At 71.1% G+C, this 16785-nt stretch carries 18 protein-coding genes; 8 read left to right on the top strand and 10 right to left on the bottom strand.

The features are described 5' to 3' along the window. Positions 1–159 precede the first annotated feature (159 nt). From JAO81_RS39580 to hisN, 6 genes are all read right to left on the bottom strand, one after another. Positions 160–1293 (bottom strand): ABC transporter substrate-binding protein, encoded by a 1134-nt coding sequence (locus tag JAO81_RS39580; RefSeq protein ID WP_199552851.1) that lies wholly within the window; start codon positions 1291–1293, stop codon positions 160–162. A 33-nt stretch (positions 1294–1326) separates the two neighbouring features. Beyond that, positions 1327–2232: an ABC transporter permease gene (locus JAO81_RS39575; RefSeq protein ID WP_199552850.1), complete on the bottom strand. Its 906-nt coding sequence runs from the start codon at positions 2230–2232 to the stop codon at positions 1327–1329. Next, on the bottom strand, positions 2229–3047 hold the full coding sequence (locus JAO81_RS39570) for an ABC transporter ATP-binding protein (protein WP_199552849.1): 819 nt from the start codon (positions 3045–3047) through the stop codon (positions 2229–2231). The genes JAO81_RS39575 and JAO81_RS39570 overlap by 4 nt, the downstream gene beginning before the upstream one ends. A 223-nt stretch (positions 3048–3270) precedes the next feature. Then, on the bottom strand, positions 3271–3684 hold the full coding sequence (locus tag JAO81_RS39565; protein WP_199552848.1) for a Fur family transcriptional regulator: 414 nt from the start codon (positions 3682–3684) through the stop codon (positions 3271–3273). Positions 3685–3783: 99 nt separating this feature from the next. Continuing rightward, the gene (locus JAO81_RS39560) at positions 3784–4182 is read right to left on the bottom strand and encodes a cyclic nucleotide-binding/CBS domain-containing protein (RefSeq protein WP_199552847.1); all 399 of its coding nucleotides are present in this window, start codon (positions 4180–4182) and stop codon (positions 3784–3786) included. A 210-nt stretch (positions 4183–4392) separates the two neighbouring features. Continuing rightward, entirely contained in the window at positions 4393–5193 is an 801-nt protein-coding gene (gene hisN / locus JAO81_RS39555; RefSeq protein ID WP_199552846.1) for a histidinol-phosphatase, read from the bottom strand. A gap of 140 nt (positions 5194–5333) precedes the next feature. On the opposite strand from hisN, the gene JAO81_RS39550 reads away from it, so the two are divergent. After that, complete coding sequence (locus JAO81_RS39550; protein WP_199552845.1) at positions 5334–5927, top strand: TetR/AcrR family transcriptional regulator; 594 nt, start codon at positions 5334–5336, stop codon at positions 5925–5927. 32 nt (positions 5928–5959) lie between these two features. Here the strand turns inward: JAO81_RS39550 and JAO81_RS39545 are convergent, their stop codons facing one another. From JAO81_RS39545 to aroA, 3 genes are all read right to left on the bottom strand, one after another. Continuing rightward, the gene (locus JAO81_RS39545; RefSeq protein ID WP_165336537.1) at positions 5960–6283 is read right to left on the bottom strand and encodes a multidrug efflux SMR transporter; all 324 of its coding nucleotides are present in this window, start codon (positions 6281–6283) and stop codon (positions 5960–5962) included. Between the two features lie 132 nt (positions 6284–6415). Beyond that, the gene (gene rsgA, locus JAO81_RS39540; protein ID WP_199552844.1) at positions 6416–7426 is read right to left on the bottom strand and encodes a ribosome small subunit-dependent GTPase A; all 1011 of its coding nucleotides are present in this window, start codon (positions 7424–7426) and stop codon (positions 6416–6418) included. Positions 7427–7438: 12 nt separating this feature from the next. Beyond that, positions 7439–8767, bottom strand: a complete 1329-nt coding sequence (gene aroA / locus JAO81_RS39535) for a 3-phosphoshikimate 1-carboxyvinyltransferase (RefSeq protein WP_199552843.1) — start codon at positions 8765–8767, stop codon at positions 7439–7441. 186 nt (positions 8768–8953) lie between these two features. Here aroA and JAO81_RS39530 point away from each other — a divergent pair, with 186 nt between their 5' ends. Beyond that, entirely contained in the window at positions 8954–10204 is a 1251-nt protein-coding gene (locus JAO81_RS39530; RefSeq protein WP_199552842.1) for a PQQ-binding-like beta-propeller repeat protein, read from the top strand. 3 nt (positions 10205–10207) lie between these two features. Here the strand turns inward: JAO81_RS39530 and JAO81_RS39525 are convergent, their stop codons facing one another. After that, complete coding sequence (locus JAO81_RS39525) at positions 10208–11023, bottom strand: SOS response-associated peptidase (RefSeq protein WP_199552841.1); 816 nt, start codon at positions 11021–11023, stop codon at positions 10208–10210. A gap of 58 nt (positions 11024–11081) precedes the next feature. On the opposite strand from JAO81_RS39525, the gene JAO81_RS39520 reads away from it, so the two are divergent. From JAO81_RS39520 to JAO81_RS39495, 6 genes are all read left to right on the top strand, one after another. Further along, a complete protein-coding gene (locus JAO81_RS39520; RefSeq protein WP_199552854.1) occupies positions 11082–11804 on the top strand; it encodes a M50 family metallopeptidase in 723 nt (240 codons plus the stop codon). 24 nt (positions 11805–11828) lie between these two features. Then, on the top strand, positions 11829–12509 hold the full coding sequence (locus tag JAO81_RS39515) for an alpha/beta family hydrolase (protein ID WP_307814168.1): 681 nt from the start codon (positions 11829–11831) through the stop codon (positions 12507–12509). A gap of 225 nt (positions 12510–12734) precedes the next feature. Then, positions 12735–13406 carry a sigma-70 family RNA polymerase sigma factor gene (locus tag JAO81_RS39510; RefSeq protein ID WP_199552840.1) on the top strand — a complete coding sequence of 224 codons (672 nt, stop codon included), beginning with the start codon at positions 12735–12737 and terminating at the stop codon, positions 13404–13406. Then, positions 13403–13714, top strand: coding sequence for a mycothiol system anti-sigma-R factor (rsrA, locus tag JAO81_RS39505; protein WP_199552839.1), 312 nt, complete (start codon positions 13403–13405; stop codon positions 13712–13714). Before JAO81_RS39510 ends, rsrA begins: the two co-directional genes overlap by 4 nt. A gap of 193 nt (positions 13715–13907) precedes the next feature. Then, entirely contained in the window at positions 13908–15278 is a 1371-nt protein-coding gene (locus JAO81_RS39500) for an HD-GYP domain-containing protein (protein ID WP_199552838.1), read from the top strand. Further along, complete coding sequence (locus JAO81_RS39495) at positions 15275–16528, top strand: HD-GYP domain-containing protein (protein WP_374194415.1); 1254 nt, start codon at positions 15275–15277, stop codon at positions 16526–16528. The genes JAO81_RS39500 and JAO81_RS39495 overlap by 4 nt, the downstream gene beginning before the upstream one ends. Positions 16529–16785 lie beyond the last annotated feature (257 nt).

Below are 16785 nucleotides of genomic sequence, written 5' to 3'. Positions count from 1 at the left end.
TCAAAACCCAGAGGTCGCAGGTTCAAATCCTGTCCCCGCTACTGAATGAAGAAGGCCGGGATCCTCAGGATCCGAGCCTTCTTCATGTGCTCAGCCGTGCCGCTCTTCCATGTGCTCAGTCGTGCCGCTCAGTTCTTTTGCCCGACCGCCTCCTGCCGCTCAGTTCTTGTGCCCGACCGCCTCCGCGTAGAAGGACCGGTCCACGGCCTTGTCCTCCGGCACCCGGTCGCCCTCCGCGACCCCGGCCTCCGCGTACGCGTCCTGCAGCCGGTCCGTGGTCCCCTTGCGCAGCTCCCAGTCCATCCGCAGCGACGGCGTCGACTTCACGATCGCCTCGTCGATCTTCAGGAGCTTCGCCAGCTCCGTGACGAAGGCCGGATCGGATTTGTAGTCGCCCGCGAAGTACGTGTTGATCGTGCGGACGTACGCGCGCAGGAAGGCCACCCCGGCGTCCTTGTCCTCGGTGAGCAGATTCGGTCCGAACAGAGCGCCGCCCAAGGGCTCACCCAGCGGTTGCCCGCCGAGGAACGCGAACTCGTCCTTCCCGTCGACCTTCCGCCACACCGGGTCGAGCAGCCAGGCCGAGTCCACGCCGCCGTTCTCCAGGGCGGTCAGGACGTCCGCCGAGCCCAGCTGGCGGAAGTCCACCTTGTCGAGCCCGCCGCCGTGCTGCGTGAGCGCCTTGCTCATCGGGTACGCGATCACCGAGCCCTTGCCGATCATCGTGCCGAGCTTGCGGCCGGCCATCGGCACCTTCGTGGCGGTCTCGCCGTCCTTGAGCCGCACCCACAGGCCGCTCTTGGACTTGGGGTCGGGCGAGAAGTTGCCGGCCACCCACTTGATGTCGAAGCCGCCGTTGATGCCGTTCATCACGGCCGCCTCGGGCGCGGCCCACTGGGCGTCGATATCGCCCTTGGCGAGCAGCGGCAGGGCGTCCGGGGTCGGCAGCACCTTCAGCTCGACATCGAGGCCTTCCTTCTTGAACTCGCCCTTCTGCACGGCCACTTGGAGCGGTGCCACGTACTCCGCGCTCAGCGTGCCGGTCGCCACGACCAGCTTGCGTTCCTTCTTCAGCGGCTGCGGGGCCGGTGCGCCCTTGTCGCAGCGGGCGGGCTTGCGGTCCTCGGCTAGGTCGGCCGGGTCGGTCCAGCCGTTCTCGCCGCAGCCCTCGACGGCCTTGATGTCCCGGGGTTTCGCGGACTGCGCGGGTGCGTCGTCCTCCTTGGCGCAGGCCGTGGACGCGAGCAGGGCACCTGCCAGGAGCAGCGCGGGGATCGACTTGCGGGTGTGCATGCAGTGCCTCCGTACGTACGGGCGGAAACTCGATCAGGACTGGCCGCGGCCGCGGTCGCGTGGCGCCCAGGGGGTGAGGAACCGCCCGGCGATGCGGACCAGTTCGGAGAAGACGACGCCGAGCACGGCGACGCAGACGATGCCGACGAACATCACGTCGTTCTGGAAGAGCGCCCGCGAGTCGAAGATCAGATGCCCGAGGCCGTCGGACGCGGCGATGGACTCCGAGGCGACGATCACCAGGACCGCGACACCGGCCGCGATCCGCGCGCCGACCAGGACCGCGGGCAGCGAGGCGGGCAGCAGGACGTGCCGGAACATCTGCCAGGGCGAGGCGCCGAAGACCTGTCCGGCGTCGCGGTGGCCGTCCGGTACGGCGAGCACGGCGGCCATGGTGGAGATCCACACGAAGAAGAACACGGTCGCGGCGACCAGCGCGATCTGCGGTCCCTCGCCGAGCCCGAACATGTTGAGGAAGATGGGCAGCAGAGCCAGCTTCGGTACGACGTAGAGCGCGTCGAGGAGGGGCTCGAGTGCCGCGCGTACGAGGGAGAGTGAGCCCATCAGGAGGCCGAGCACATAGCCCGCGACGGTGCCGATCGCATAGCCGGCCAGTACGCGTTTGAGTGTGGCCCAGACGTCCGGCCACAGCTCTCCGTCGGCGGCGCGCTCCCAGCCGTCCTCGATGATCGTCTGCGGGGCGGGATAGATGCGGTCGTCGATCCAGCCCTGCACGGCGGCCAGTTGCCACAGCAGGACGAGGGCGACGGGCACGGCGATGGCGAGCGAGATCTCCAAGGTGCGCCGGCGCCGGTGGGTGCGGGCGGGCTGGAGCTCCTGCGGGCCCGGCTTGCGGACGAGGATGCCCTCGGTCTCCTTGCCGGGGCTCCTGGTGGTCTTGGTCTTCTTGGTGTTCTTGGTGTTCTTGGTGAGACTCATGCCGGCACCGCCTCCGTACGGACCTCGCCGCGCAGGAGCTCCCACAACTCGCTCTTCAGGGCGGTGAATTCAGGGGTGTCGCGGACGGCTCCCGAGCGGGGCCGCTCGAACGGCGGGCGCCGCTCGGCGATCACGCGGCCGGGGCGCGCGGACATCACCAGGACCCGGTCGCCGAGCACGATCGCCTCCTCCAGGCTGTGGGTGATGAAGAGGGTCGTGGTGCGGGTGGTCTGGGTGAGCTCCAGGAGCTCGTCCTGGAGGATCGTGCGCAGCTGGGCGTCGAGCGCGGCGAACGGCTCGTCCATCAGCAGGATCTCCGGCTCGACGGCGAGGGCGCGGGCGATCGCGACGCGCTGGCGCATGCCGCCGGAGAGCGCCGCGGGGTAGGCGTCGGCGAAGTCGGCGAGGCCCATGCGGACCAGCCAGTCGCGGGCGCGGGCGTCGGCCTCCTTGCGGGGGACGCGCTGGATGTCGAGTCCGAAGCGGACGTTGGCCAGGACGGTCTTCCAGTCGTAGATGCCGTAGTCCTGGAAGATCATCGCGGCGGGGCGCGGGCTCGACGTGCGTATCTCAAGGGTCCCCGCGCTGGGCCTGAGCAGCCCGGCGGCGATCCTGAGCAGCGTGGACTTTCCGCAGCCGGACGGTCCGACGATGCAGGTGAACTCGCCCGGGGCGATGGCGAGATCGACCGGACCGAGCGCGTTCACCTGCTTCGGGCCGCGTCCGAAGGTGCGGGTGAGGTCGGTGGCGTGCAGTTTGGGCGGCTGGTGCTGGTGCTCGTGCTGCTGCGGTGGGGTCGGGTGCGGGTCTCCCACGGGGTCTCCTTGCGGAATCTGCCTTGCGGAGTGCAACGGTGAGTTTCGGCCGCCGACGACGATATGACGGTCCGTCAGATTCTGGAAGGGGGTGGGGACTTGATGGTTGTACGGGGCATGCGCACGGTCGCGGTGGCAGGGGAGTGTGAGCGTGCCCGGCCGGGTGGGCACGCGAAAAGCCCCCGCATCCCGGATGCGGGGGCTTATGCGCGGACCGTGAGGGTCAGGCGGCGCAGTCCGGGCAGATGCCCCGGTAGGTCACCTCGACGTTGGAGATCGTGAAGCCGAAGCGCTCCGCGTCCGGGAGGTCGGCCAGCGGGTTGCCCGCCGGGTGGACGTCACGGATCGCGCCGCACTGCGCGCACACCAGGTGCTGGTGCGGGCGGTGGGCGTTGGGGTCGTACCGCTTGGCGCGGCGGTCCGTCGAGACCTCGAGGACCTCGCCGAGCGAGACCAGCTCGCCGAGCGTGTTGTAGACGGTGGCGCGGGAGATCTCCGGGAGCCGGGCGGCGGCACGCGCGTGCACCTCGTCGGCGGTCAGATGCATGTGGTCGCCGTCGAGGACCTCGGCCACGACGCGCCGCTGGGCGGTCATGCGCCAGCCGCGTCCGCGCAGTCGATTCAGGAGGTCACTCATGGCCAGAACCCTAACAGTTCAAGGGTCCCGGCCCCCAAATGGGTGTGCTTTGGAACCTTCCCCCGGTTGGGCCCGGGACAAGGGGGGGCAAGGCCGGGGCTAGCTCGCCAGCGTGCTGTGCCGGCGGCTGGGTGCCCAGCAGCGGATGATGTCGCGCACGGACACGATGCCCACGGGCTCACGCTCGTCGAGCACGATCAGATGCCGGAAGCCGCCGTGTGCCATCGCCTCGGCGGCGTCCTCCAGGGTCCAGGCGGGTGCGGCGTAGACGACGTCGGTGGTGGTGTGGCGTCCCGCGGTCTCGAAATCCGGGTTCTGTCCGGCACCGAGGGAGTTGAGGATGTCGCGTTCGGTCAGGATGCCGATCCCGTCGGCGTCGACGTCGAGGACGACGGCCGCGCCGACATGGCGTGCGGACATCAGGCGCGCGGCCTGGCGGAGGGTGTGGTCGGGTCCGATGGTCAGGACCATCGTGCTCATGGCGTCACGGACGAGCATGGGCTGAAGCCACCTCCTAGTCGTGAACCCACCCTCTTAGAGAATGGATTCACAAGTTCACAATGTGGGGGTAGGCTCAGCGTGGCAGGTCAAGAGATGGTCAACAAGGGGGAGCGCGCGGCTAGTTGAGGGCGTGCGAGGTGCACACCCGCCGACCGGGGTGCGTCGGCAGGGCGGCCCGGTGCCTCGATGCCGCTGGTCGCCGGTGTTTCAGTACTGCTGGTTCAGGTATCCGAGCAGCTCGTCGTGGAGCAGCCCGTTCGAGGCCGCGGCATTGCCGCTGTGCGGTCCCGGCTGCCCGTCGAGGCCGGTGAACGTGCCGCCCGCCTCGGCCACCACGGCCGCGCAGGCCGCCATGTCCCACAGGGAGAGCTCGGGTTCGGCGCAGATGTCGATGGAGCCTTCGGCGACCATCATGTACGGCCAGAAATCGCCGTATCCCCGCGTGCGCCACACCGCTCGCTGCAGCTCCATGAACCCGTCGAGCTGCCCGCGCTGCTCCCAGCCGGTCAGCGAGGAGTACGCGAACGAGGCGTCCTGGATCCGGCTCACCTTCGAGACCCGCAGCCGGGTGGCCGAGGTGAGGCTGCGGCCGGTGTAGGCACCGCCGCCCTTCGCGGCCCACCAGCGCCGGTTGAGCGCGGGGGCCGAGACCACGCCGACGACCGGCTGGTAGCCGCCCTCGCCGGCCTCCATCAGGGAGATCAGGGTGGCCCAGACCGGCACGCCGCGCACATAGTTCTTGGTGCCGTCGATCGGGTCGATCACCCAGCGGCGCGGGCCCGTGCCCTCGACGCCGTACTCCTCGCCGAGGATCGCGTCGCGCGGCCGCGCCCGCTGGAGCTGTCCGCGGATCAGCTCCTCGGCGGCCTTGTCCGCCTCGCTGACCGGCGTCATGTCCGGCTTCGTCTCGACTTTGAGGTCGAGGGCCTTGAACCGGGCCATGGTGGCGCGGTCCGCGGCGTCGGCGAGGACATGGGCGAGACGCAGATCATCGTGGTAGTCGGGCATGGTCGAACAGTAGCGATCGTGTACCTCATGGACCACATGGCCCCGTGGGCGACGGGACGGGCGGGTTGCCTCCGGCCCTCTTGACAGTGCGTGCGGGCGAGTCAACTCTCCCCATAGCGGCCCGGCACGGGGAGGCGACCATGCCCGCAGCACGGGAGTCCTTGCTCGACGCGGCGTACACCGCGCTGCAGCGCAGGTCCTGGTCCACGGTCCGGATGGTCGACGTGGCCGCCGTCGCCGGCGTCTCGCGGCAGACCCTCTACAACGAGTTCGGCTCCAAGGACGGTCTGGCCCGTGCGCTCGTACGGCGTGAGACGGACGCGTATCTGGCGGGCGCCGACCGCGCGCTCGCCGAGGGCGGTCTGCCGCGGCTCGCGGAGTGGACCGTCGCGGCGGCCCGTACGAACGCGCTGATCCGGGCAGTCCTGACCGGCTGCTGGGGCCCCCGCCTGCCCGCGCCCCCGCTCTCGGCGATCCCGTCGACCTCGCCGGTGCCCGCGCAGCGCCGGGCCGACGGCGCGCTGCCGTCGCCCGCGGACGTGGTGGCGGTCGTACGGGACCGCGCGGTGGCCACCCGGATCGCGCCGGGCGCGGTCAGGAACGAGACCTTACGGGCTCACCAGGAGTGCGAACTCGCCCTGCGGCTCGCCCTGTCGTGCGTGATCGCGCCGTTGGGGGAGGGCGGGGTGGGGCAGTTGGTGCGGGAGGCGCTGGGGGTGACGTCCACACCGTGACGTTCTTACGCGCGCGGTGAACCCGTCCAGGCTCAGTGCGCGCTGCCCGACAGCTGGAGCCCGATCACGCCCACGATCACCAGTGAGATCGACACCAGCTTCAGCGTGGACACCACATCGCCGAGGAAGATCATCCCGTAGATGGCGGTGCCGGCAGCGCCGATGCCCGTCCACACCGCGTACGCCGGGCCGACGTCCAGGCGCCTGAGCGCGAGGGTCAGCAGTCCGAAGCTGCTCAGCGCGAAGACGGCGAACGAGATCGTCGGCCACAGGCGGGTGAAGCCGTGGGAGAGCTTGAGGCACACCGCGAACCCTGTTTCGAGCAGTCCGGCGACGATGACCAGCAGCCACGCCATGGTGTGTGCCTCCAGAACCTCGTGACCGCTCAGCCGGCCTCGTCGCCCACTGCTTTTGACTTGGTGCGATTATGCACTTACCGGGACGCAGCGCGCGCAAACAAGGTTGAGGTGGAGCGTGTGTCCAGACCCCTAGTCGCCTTCGCGTCGCTCCCGGGTGGAGAGCAGGCGGCGCAGGGAGTACAGGCGTGCCGGGTCCGCGTGGCCCTCCTCGACCCAGGCGTCCAGAGCGCAGTCGGGCTCGTCATGACTGCACGCACGCGGACAGCCTTCGGTTCCCGGTTCCAGGTCCGGGAACGCGTGGATGACGCGTGACGCGTCGACGTGGTGCAGTCCGAAGGACCGTACGCCCGGGGTGTCGATCACCCATCCCTGCGCGTCCGCCAGCGGGAGCGCGAGGGCCGAGGTGGTGGTGTGCCGGCCGCGTCCGGTGACCGCGTTGACATGGCCGGTGACCCGCTTGCGGTCCTCCGGGACCAGGGCGTTCACCAGCGTCGTCTTGCCCACGCCGGAGTGGCCGACGAACGCGGTCGTACGGCCGGCGAGGAACTCGCGTACGCGGTCGGCCGCGTCACCGTTCTCCAGCTCGTCGCGGCTGGTCACGACGTACGGGAAATCGAGCGCCCCGTATGCCTCGAGAAGCTTGTCCGGCGGGGCCAGATCCGACTTGGTGAGGACGAGCAGCGGCTTGAGGCCCGCGTCGAACGCGGCGACGAGGCAGCGGTCGATCAGGCGCGGGCGCGGCTCGGGGTCGGCGAGTGCGGTGACGATGGCGAGCTGGTCGGCGTTGGCGACGACGATGCGCTCGTACGGATCGTCGTCGTCGGCCGTGCGGCGCAGCACCGAGGAGCGCTCCTCGATACGGACGATGCGCGCAAGGGTGTCCTTCTTGCCGGACATGTCCCCGACGAGCGCGACCCGGTCGCCGACCACCGCCGCCTTGCGGCCCAGTTCGCGGGCCTTCATCGCGAGGATCACGCGGTCGCCGACCAGGCAGGTGAGCCGGCCGCGGTCCACGGTGAGGACCATGCCCGAGGCCGCGTCCTCGTGCTTGGGGCGGATGTTCGTCCGCGGCCGGGTGCCCTTGCGGCCCGGGCGCTGACGGATGTCGTCCTCGTCGGTGTGCTTGCTGTAGCGACGCATGGCGCTGGTCCCCTACGCCCTGGCCGCCCCGGTCAGCATCCCGGTCCACATCGCGGGGAAGTCGGGCAGGGTCTTGGCGGTGGTCGCCACGTTCTCGATCTGCACGCCGTCCACGGCGAGGCCGAGCACCGCCCCGGCCGTGGCCATCCGGTGGTCGTCGTAGGTGTGGAAGATGCCGCCGTGCAGCCGGCGCGGGCGGATGTGCAGGCCGTCGGCGGTCTCGGTGACATCGCCGCCGAGCTCGTTGATCTCCTTGGTGAGCGCGGCCAGGCGGTCCGTCTCGTGCAGGCGCAGATGGGCGACGCCGCGCAGCGTGGAGGGGGAGTCGGCCAGGGCCGCGACGGCGGCGATGCCGGGGGTCAGCTCGCCGACCTCGCCCAGGTCGATGTCGATGCCGTGGATCTGTCCGGAGCCGGTGAACACCAGGCCCTGCTCGGTCAGTTCGCAGGAACCGCCCATCTCCGTGAAGATCTCGCGCAGCGCGTCACCGGGCTGCGTGGTGTGCGCGGGCCAGTCCGGGATGACCACGCGGCCGCCCGTGACCAGGGCCGCGGCGAGGAACGGCTGGGCGTTGGACAGGTCCGGCTCGATGACCAGGTCGCGGCCGAGCAGGGCGCCCGGCGTGACCCGCCAGACGTTGGGCTCGCCGCCGGTCTCGGGCTCGTCGACCTGCACGCCGACGGCGCGCAGCATGTCGACGGTCATCCGGATGTGCGGCATGGACGGCAGCCGCTCGCCGGTGTGCCGTACCTCGACGCCCTGGTTGAAGCGCGGGCCCGAGAGCAGCAGAGCGGAGACGAACTGCGAGGAACTGGACGCGTCGATCTCGACGGTGCCGCCGTCGAGGGCGCCGCCGCCGTGCACGGTCAGGGGCAGTGAGCCGCGGCCCTGGTCGTCGATGCGGGCGCCGAGAGCGCGCAGGGCGTCGATCACGCCGTGCAGCGGGCGCTCATAAGAACGCGGGTCGCCGTCGAAGCGGATGTCGCCGTCGGCGAGGGTGGCGACGGGCGGCAGGAAGCGCATGACCGTACCGGCGTTGCCGACATCGACCGTGGCCGGACCGGCCAGACCCGACGGGATCACCCGCCAGACCTCACCCGAGCCGTCCGGGCCGACGCCCTCCTCGATGCCCACACCGAGGGCGCGCAGCGCACCGGCCATCAGAAGGGTGTCGCGGCTGCGCAGCGGACGGCGGATCCAGCCGGGCTCGGCGGCCAGAGCGGCCAGCACGAGAGCGCGGTTGGTGACCGACTTGGAACCGGGCACGTGGACCGTGGTGTCGACGGCGCCGCTCGCATGGGGGGCGGGCCAGAGGGTGGTGTGCGCGGGGTTCTCGGTCATGGGGCCCACTTTAGTAGCTCGCGGCGGGGCAGATCTTGATCGAAAGGACCCGCGGGCGGCGGAGGGGCCGGGCCTCGGCCGTAGCGCTGCGTCCGGCACGGCCGCTCGCCGCACGGAACGGCACGATGTGGTCCCGCCCCTGCGGAATTCATTGATCCGCCAGAGCCCTGTCACCACACTGTGCCGATGACGTCGACCACAGGTGCTCCTCGCGTCTCGGCGACGGGAGCGATACGGGCCGGGGCCAGGGGAACGGTGGCCCGCGCGGCCGCTGCCGTACTGCTCGTGTTCGCCGCGGGATGCGCCGGGCAGCCGGCATCCGGCACGGGCCCCGAGGCAGGCGAAAGCACGGGCCCCGAGGCAGGCGAAGGCAGGGGCCCCGAGGCAGCGCAAGGGTGGGGCCCCTGGGCGGCGCGGCCGGTCGAGGGCGAGCAGACGTACGGCTGCGGCGTCACCGAGGAGCTGCTGCTGTGCCCCACGAGTGCGGGTGGTCTCGTGGCCCGGTCGGCGGGGACGGGGAAGGTGTCGTGGCGGGTGGAGGCCGGCGAAGAGGGTGGTGAGACGCAGTCCTTCGCAAAGCTCGTCGTCGCCGACGGCCTCGCGTTCGTCGCGGGCGGCCGGACCGTTCGCGCCGTCGACCTGCGCAGCAGGGGCATCGCCTGGACCCAGCAGCTTCCGGAGGGCCGGCAGTTCGGGTCCGGCCTCGACGCGGCCCACGGCATCGTCTACGCCAGTACGGACAACACCAGCGGCCCGGGTCTGGTCGCCGCGTACCGGGCCGCCTCCGGAACCGCGCTCTGGCAGCGGGAGCTCGAGGGCGCCGAACTGGTCGCGATCGGCACCCGGTTGTACACAGCGGGAAGCAGAGCTGTCGCCCGGGACGGGGAGACCGGCGACACGGTCGCCACGTCCCCCCACGACTGCCAGGCGCTGATCACCGGGGGCAGCCACCTCATCTGCAACGGCGCTTTCAGCGCGAGCGACCACTTCCCGCCGGTCACGCTCACGGACCCCGAGACGCTCGAGGCCGTGCGCACGCTGTGGGAGCCGGGAAGTGAGCCCACCTACGGCGGAGGGACGGTTTCCGGCGCCGGAGTCCTGGTCCTGCGCCAGTGTTATTGGGAGGGCGACTGCGCCCACTGGAACGGGATCGACGTCCGGACGGGCGACCACCTCTGGTCCACCGCCGACTCCCCTTGGCAGAGCGGTGACCATGCGGTCATTGTCGAGGACCGGGTGGTCTTCCCCGTCAGCGGCCGCCGGATCGCCTCCGTCGACCTGCGTCAGGGCCCGAAGGCCACCGGTGCCGCCGGACCCCGGTACTCGCCGAAGTTCTCGGAGGCGAAGGGCGACGTGACGCTGCTCGCGTACGGCAACCACATCGTGCTGCTGTCGGGGACCGAGCCGGTCGGAATCCGCTCGATCCCGGTTCCCTGAAGGTCAGAACAGCGTGCCCTCCTCCGGACCCTCCAGCTCCGTCAGCAGCTCCGGACCGTTGTTGCGTACGTTGCTCACCGCCGTCGACACCGGGTACGCCCGCATCAGGCCCTCCGGCGGCGGGGCGAGGAGCGACTGCAGGTCGTCCGCCGATGTGCGGGACGGGTCGAGCCAGGAGTCCCAGCGGTCCGGGGTGAGCATCAGGGGCATCCGCGGGTGGATCTCGGAGAGCGTCTGCGGGCCGTCCGCGGGCGCGACGCCCAGCGGGCCGGTCTCCGCCTCCGTCGTGATGACCGAGCAGGTCACCCACCAGGCGAGCGGATGGTCGTCGGCGAGGGTGCGGTCGCGCCAGAACTCGTACAGGCCGGCCATGGCGAAGACCGAGCCGTCGGCCGGCGTCACGAAGTAGGGCTGCTTGCGCGGCCGCTTCTTCTTGCCCTCGACCTCCAGGTCGCGCTCCCCGGCCGCGGTCACCCACTCGTAATAGCCGTCGGCCGGGATGATGCAGCGGCGCGAGGTGAAGGCCTTGCGGAACGAGGGCTTCTCGTGGACGGTCTCGGCCCGTGCGTTGATCATGCGCGCACCGCCCTCGGGTGATTTCGCCCACGACGGGACGAGTCCCCACTTCAGCTTGCGCAGCTGGCGAACCGGGCTCGGTGATTCGGCGTCCTTCACAGGACGGTCCAGAACGGCGTAGACCTCTTTGGTCGGCGCCACGTTGTAGTCCGGTGCCAGGGACTCTTCGGGGTCCCACTTCTCGACCTCGAAGATGGTCGCGAGGTCCTCGGGCTTACGACTGGATGCATACCGTCCGCACATACGTGCCACACTGCCAGATCCGCCCAGTCGACAGGAGCCCGGTCCGTATATGCCGTATATGCAGAGCCTCGCCGCCTCGTCCCTGGCCGACCTCTGGGACCGCGTCTTCGGCGCACAGCCCGACCCCGAGCAGTGGCTCGTGGTGGTCACGGGTGTGGTGGCGCTCGCGGTGATCCTGCCCCACCAGCTGTGGGTGCTCTCGCGCAACGCGATCACCATCGCGCACGAGGGCGGGCACGGACTCGTGGCCCTGCTCAGCGGGCGCCAGCTGCAGGGGATCCGGCTGCACAGCGACACCAGCGGCCTGACGGTCAGCCGCGGCAAGCCGCACGGCATCGGCATGATCCTCACCGCCGCCGCCGGGTACACCGCGCCCCCGCTCCTGGGTCTCGGCGGCGCCTGGCTGCTCGCCGCGAACCACATCACGGCCCTGCTCTGGCTGGCCACGGCCCTCCTTGTCGCGATGCTGGTGATGATCCGCAACGCCTACGGGGCGGTCACGGTGATCGTCACCGGCGGTGCCTTCGTCCTCATCTCGTGGCTCGCGAACCCCGAGGTCCAGGCGGCCTTCGCGTACGTGGTCGTCTGGTTCCTGCTGCTCGGCGGAGTACGCCCGGCCTTCGAACTCCAGGCCAAGCGACGCCGCGGTGGCGCACCGGACTCGGACGCGGACCAACTGGCCCGCCTCACCCACGTACCGGCGGCTCTGTGGTTCTTCTTCTTCCACGCCGTCTCGTTGGCTTCGCTGCTGGGCGGAGGGCGCTGGCTGCTGGGTCTGTGACAGGGCGCGTACGAAGATGACCCGGTGACCAACAAGAAGCCGGTGACCGGCAAGAAGACCGAGCCCGCCGGACGCGCCGAAACCGTCGAGACCGAAGCCGGGACCGCCCGCATCACCTGGCACCCCGCCGAGAACGCCGACTTCGTGCTCGCCGTCAGCCACGGCGCGGGCGGCGGGATCGACGCGCGGGATCTGCAGGCGCTCGCCGCCGAGCTGCCGCCGCACGGCGTGAGCGTCGCGCTTGTCGAGCAGCCGTGGCGCGTGGCCGGCAAGAAGGTGGCGCCCGCGCCCAAGACGCTCGACCTCGGGTGGCGGGGCATCTGGCCCGCCGTACAGCGCAAGAAGCTCCCCGTCATCGCCGGCGGCCGCAGCGCAGGGGCGCGCGTGGCCTGCCGTACGGCGACCGAACTCGGTGCCGCCGCCGTGCTCGCCCTCAGCTTCCCGCTGCACCCGCCCGGCAAGCCCGAGAAGTCCCGCGCCGACGAGCTGCTCGGATCCGGCGTGCCCACCCTCGTCGTCCAGGGCGGCAACGACCCCTTCGGCAAGCCCGCCGAGTACCCGGAGGGACCGTACGAGCTGGTCGAGATCCCGTACGGCGATCACAGCTTCGCGGTCCCCAAGCGCGCCGAGATCGGCCAGGACGAAGCAGTGGCGCTCATCACGCGGGCGGTGACCGGGTGGATCAAGGGTCTGCGGGAATGTTGAGGGCTTGACGACGGTTGTGGGAGGCGTCGGTACAAGACGGAATGAAGGGTGTTCGCCGTAATGGGTTCAGTCGCCTGCACGAGCCGCACCAGCCCCTCCGACATGGAGCGTGAGCTGCTGGCCGCGGCCAAGACCGCCCCTATCCGGGCGGCGGGCGGACCGGTTGGTCGTCTATCCTCCGATTCGGGCAGGGCCGGTTTCGGCTCTGCGACGACGCTTGAGGAGGTGGGTCCGGTCACTGGGACCGACAACGGCCACACGGAGGAACCCGCCGAGGCACAGGCAGCGGAGTCGACGACCGAGCGCAACGCCCGCTTCGAGCGGGACGCGCTGGAGTTCCTCGACCAGATGTACTCCGCCGCGCTGCGGATGACCCGTAACCCCGCGGACGCGGAGGACCTGGTGCAGGAGACGTATGCCAAGGCGTACGCGTCCTTCCACCAGTTCCGTGAGGGCACCAACCTCAAGGCGTGGCTGTACCGCATTCTCACGAACACCTTCATCAACTCGTACCGCAAGAAGCAGCGCGAACCCCTGCGCAGCGCCTCCGAGGAGATCGAGGACTGGCAGCTCGCGCGCGCCGAGTCGCACATGTCCACCGGTCTGCGCTCCGCCGAGTCGCAGGCCCTGGACCACCTGCCGGACTCGGACGTGAAGGAAGCGCTCCAGGCGATTCCCGAGGAGTTCCGCATCGCGGTCTATCTCGCGGACGTAGAGGGCTTTGCGTACAAGGAGATCGCGGACATCATGGGTACACCCATCGGCACGGTGATGTCCCGCCTGCACCGTGGCCGACGCCAGCTGCGGGGCATGCTCGAGGACTACGCCGTCGAGCGTGGCCTGGTACCGGCAGGTGCGTCGGAGTCGACGAACGGAACGAAAGGCTCGGGCTCATGAGCTGCGGAGAGCCGCACGAGACGGATTGCTCTGAAGTCCTGGACCATCTCTATGAGTTCCTGGACCACGAGATGCCCGACAGCGACTGCACCAAGTTCGAGGTGCACTTCGAGGAGTGCTCCCCGTGCCTGGAGAAGTACGGGCTCGAGCAGGCCGTGAAGAAGCTGGTCAAGCGGTGCTGCGGGAGCGATGACGTGCCCGCCGACCTGCGGGCCAAGGTGATGGGGCGACTCGATCTGATCCGTTCAGGACAGGCCGTGCCCGACCAGGATCTGCCGGTCTCGGCGGACCGTCAGGCGGAGGCCTAGCACCCGGCGCAGTCGCCGTACGCGCGAACTCGCGTCCAATACCACACAGTTGACCGGCCGAATCCTCGATTCCCGCCACCTCGCCCACGTCTGCCGCTTTATTCTCCGGATTCGGTACGGGTGTGAACGGCCGTGACCCGTACGGGACTTGAACGGCGCAGCAGTGTCGAGGTGTCACGGGGAGGAGTACGCCATGCGGCCGATCCCTGTCCCGGCGCGCCTCCTGATCGCCGTGGTCGCGCTCGCCGGGGCGGTCTGTGTGCTTCCCGTCGTCACCACTCCCGGGATCCGCTGGGGTGCCGTGGCGCTGCTCGCCGCGCTGTACGCGATGTGCGAGTGGATGACCCGCTGTCCGTTCCTGGGGGAGCGGGCGCCGCGCTCGATGGGCGCGTTCTTCCCCGTCCTGCTCGCCGCGATCTTCCTGCTCCCCGCCCCGGCCGCCGCGCTCGCCGCCGTGCCCGGCGCCCTGCTCGGACGGGTCGAGCAGCGGCCCGAGGCGCCCCGCCGGATCTGGCGCGGCGGGCAGCTCGCGCTCGCCTGCTGGGCGGCCGGGCAGGCCCACCACCTGCTCGGCGGACGCGCATCGCTCGGCGCGGGCGGCGCCCCCGACTTTCCGTACGCGCTGCTGCCCGCCGCCGCTGCCGCCGGAGCGTTCTGCCTGGTCATGGCGGTGCTCGACGGGGTCATCCTGGCGGCGGTCGGCGGTACGGGACGACGGCTCGCCACGCTCGTACGCAGCGCGGGCGCCGGCTTCGCGGGAGCGCTCGCACCCACCCTTGTGCACGGGCTCGCGGGCCTGATGATGGCGGTGCTCTGGGTCAGCCCGTACGGGCCCTTCGCGGCGCTTCTCGTGCTGCTGCCCATGTACATCTCGTACTGGGTCTTCGAGCAGTACCACCGCGAGCGCAGCGCCCACCAGGCCACCATCCGCGCGCTGGTGCAGGCCGTGGACATCAAGGACGAGTACACCCGCGGGCACAGCGAGCGGGTCGGCAAGGCGTCCGTGCTCATCGCCCGCGAGCTCGGGATGCCGGACGACCGTGTGGAGGTGCTGCGGTTCGCCGGCATCCTGCACGACGTGGGCAAACTCGGCGTCCCCACCCGGCTGCTCCGCAAGGACGGACCCCTCACGCCCGAGGAGCGGCGGATCATCGAGCTGCACCCCGAGTACGGGCACGAAATGGTGCGCGGCATCGGCTTCCTCGGCGAGGCGCGCACCGCGATCCTGCACCACCACGAACGGCTCGACGGCAGCGGCTATCCGTACGGGCTCGTGGGCCGCCAGATCCCCGAGTTCGCACGGCTCGTGGCCGTCGCCGACGCCTTCGACGCCATGACCTCGACCCGCTCCTACCGCCGCGCGCGGCCGGTCTCCGAGGCCCTGACCGAGCTGAAGCGGTGCGCGGGGCGGCAGTTCGACCCGCAGATGGTGCGGGCCCTCGTGCGCGCCCTCGACCGGCACGGCTGGCATCCGACGGTCACCTCGGACGAGACCGTCCCCGCACGGCTGCCGCTCCAGGAGCAGCCGCTGCCCCGCGAGACCGCCACGGGCACGGCTCCGTGACGCGCGCGTACGGCTCGCCCGTGATCGTGGCGGCGGCGGCGGGCGCGGCGGGGGCGCTCGCGGTGTACGCCCTCGGACACACGCTCTGGTACGGCGTGACCGAACGCGGGATCGCGCTCGCCTTCGGCATCCTCATCGCGGTCGGCGAGCTGGCCCGGTGGGGCGGTCGCAAGGTGTCGGGCGCGGTCGCCCGCGAACCCGCGCCGCTCGGGGCCGCCGGGGCCCTCGCGTACGCCCTGCTCGGCGAGAGCGGCGGCGAGCCCACGCACCACGGTGTGCTGCAGATCATCGCGGTGGTCTCGGCGGCGACGCTGGCCGGCGCCGTCCCGCACGTGGCGATCGGCGGCGGACCCTCGCTCGACCACCTCGTACGGCGCGTCCTGACGGTCGGCTTCGCCGCGGTGTGCTTCCAACCCCTTTACAACTCGGGCGAGTTGGAGGACCTCATCGGCCAGGGGCCGCTGTACGCGGTCTGGATGGTGCTCGTCCTCGCCCTCACCGCCCTGTGCGACGCGGTCCTGTCCGCCGTACTGATCCGGGCCCGTACCCACTGGCCGTACGGCCCGCTGCTGCGCGACGAGCTGCGCGCGCTGGTCGGGATCGGCTCGGCGGTCGGTGCGACGGGGGCGGTGATGGCGCTCGCGGTGGCGGTCGCGGGACTGTGGGCGCTCCCCGTCTTCAGCGCACCGCTCCTGCTCACCCAGCTGGCCTTCCGCCGGTACGCCGCCGTGCGCACCACCTACCGCCAGACGATCACCTCCCTGGCCCGCGCGACGGAGATCGCCGGCTACACCCCGGCGGGGCATGCCCGCCGGGTCGCGGTCCTGAGCTGCGCGGTCGGCCGCGACCTGGGCCTTTCGGAGGCGGACCTGACCGTCCTCGAGTACGCGGCCCTGATGCACGACATCGGCCAGCTCTCCCTGGTGGACCCGATCCCGGCGGGCGCCACGGCCCTGCTGCCCACCGCCGAACAACGACGCATCGCCCTGCTCGGCGGGGCGGTGGTCCGCCAGACGGGCGTCCCCTCGGACGTCGCCGTGGTCGTGGAACGTCAGGCGGACCCCTACCGCGACCAGCCCCTGACGGCCCGCATCGTCCGCACGGCCAACGCGTACGACGAACTCTCCCGCCTGTCGGGCCCCAGCGGCGTCCTGACCGCCCTCGAACGCCTACGCCTGGGCACGGGCCACGACTACCACCCTGCGGTGGTGGAGTCCCTGTCGCGGGTGGTGGGGCAGGGGGCGGGGTGAGGTGTGCGGGCGCTTTCTTGCCGGGTGCGGGTGCGGGTGCGGGTGCGGGTGCGGGATGGGGGTGCGGTGTGTGGGGCAAGGAACCTGGACCTGGGAGCTGGGGTCAATCCCCAGCTGTGCCTTGGCGGGGGCTCCGCCCCCTGCTCTGTCGCCTGCGGCTCGTGTGGGGTCGGTGCCGGTCCGGGGTACCTGTCATACGGGCAATGGCGCCGTTCCCGCGAAGGGGCGCCGTCGACGTCGGGGGTGCCCGTATGACA

This window comes from Streptomyces sp. N35 (assembly GCF_016464295.1).
In the GTDB taxonomy this organism is placed as follows: domain Bacteria; phylum Actinomycetota; class Actinomycetes; order Streptomycetales; family Streptomycetaceae; genus Streptomyces.
Note: the sequence above shows the minus strand (reverse complement) of the source record. Positions and strands in the feature narration are given on the sequence as shown.

Coding starts and splice junctions, on each gene's coding strand:
- JAO81_RS39580 (WP_199552851.1), bottom strand. CDS start 1,293: ATGCACACCCGCAAGTCGATCCCCGCGCTGCTCCTGGCAGGTGCCCTG.
- JAO81_RS39575 (WP_199552850.1), bottom strand. CDS start 2,232: ATGAGTCTCACCAAGAACACCAAGAACACCAAGAAGACCAAGACCACC.
- JAO81_RS39565 (WP_199552848.1), bottom strand. CDS start 3,684: ATGAGTGACCTCCTGAATCGACTGCGCGGACGCGGCTGGCGCATGACC.
- JAO81_RS39560 (WP_199552847.1), bottom strand. CDS start 4,182: ATGCTCGTCCGTGACGCCATGAGCACGATGGTCCTGACCATCGGACCC.
- hisN (WP_199552846.1), bottom strand. CDS start 5,193: ATGCCCGACTACCACGATGATCTGCGTCTCGCCCATGTCCTCGCCGAC.
- JAO81_RS39550 (WP_199552845.1), top strand. CDS start 5,334: ATGCCCGCAGCACGGGAGTCCTTGCTCGACGCGGCGTACACCGCGCTG.
- JAO81_RS39545 (WP_165336537.1), bottom strand. CDS start 6,283: ATGGCGTGGCTGCTGGTCATCGTCGCCGGACTGCTCGAAACAGGGTTC.
- rsgA (WP_199552844.1), bottom strand. CDS start 7,426: ATGCGTCGCTACAGCAAGCACACCGACGAGGACGACATCCGTCAGCGC.
- aroA (WP_199552843.1), bottom strand. CDS start 8,767: ATGACCGAGAACCCCGCGCACACCACCCTCTGGCCCGCCCCCCATGCG.
- JAO81_RS39530 (WP_199552842.1), top strand. CDS start 8,954: ATGACGTCGACCACAGGTGCTCCTCGCGTCTCGGCGACGGGAGCGATA.
- JAO81_RS39525 (WP_199552841.1), bottom strand. CDS start 11,023: ATGTGCGGACGGTATGCATCCAGTCGTAAGCCCGAGGACCTCGCGACC.
- JAO81_RS39520 (WP_199552854.1), top strand. CDS start 11,082: ATGCAGAGCCTCGCCGCCTCGTCCCTGGCCGACCTCTGGGACCGCGTC.
- rsrA (WP_199552839.1), top strand. CDS start 13,403: ATGAGCTGCGGAGAGCCGCACGAGACGGATTGCTCTGAAGTCCTGGAC.
- JAO81_RS39500 (WP_199552838.1), top strand. CDS start 13,908: ATGCGGCCGATCCCTGTCCCGGCGCGCCTCCTGATCGCCGTGGTCGCG.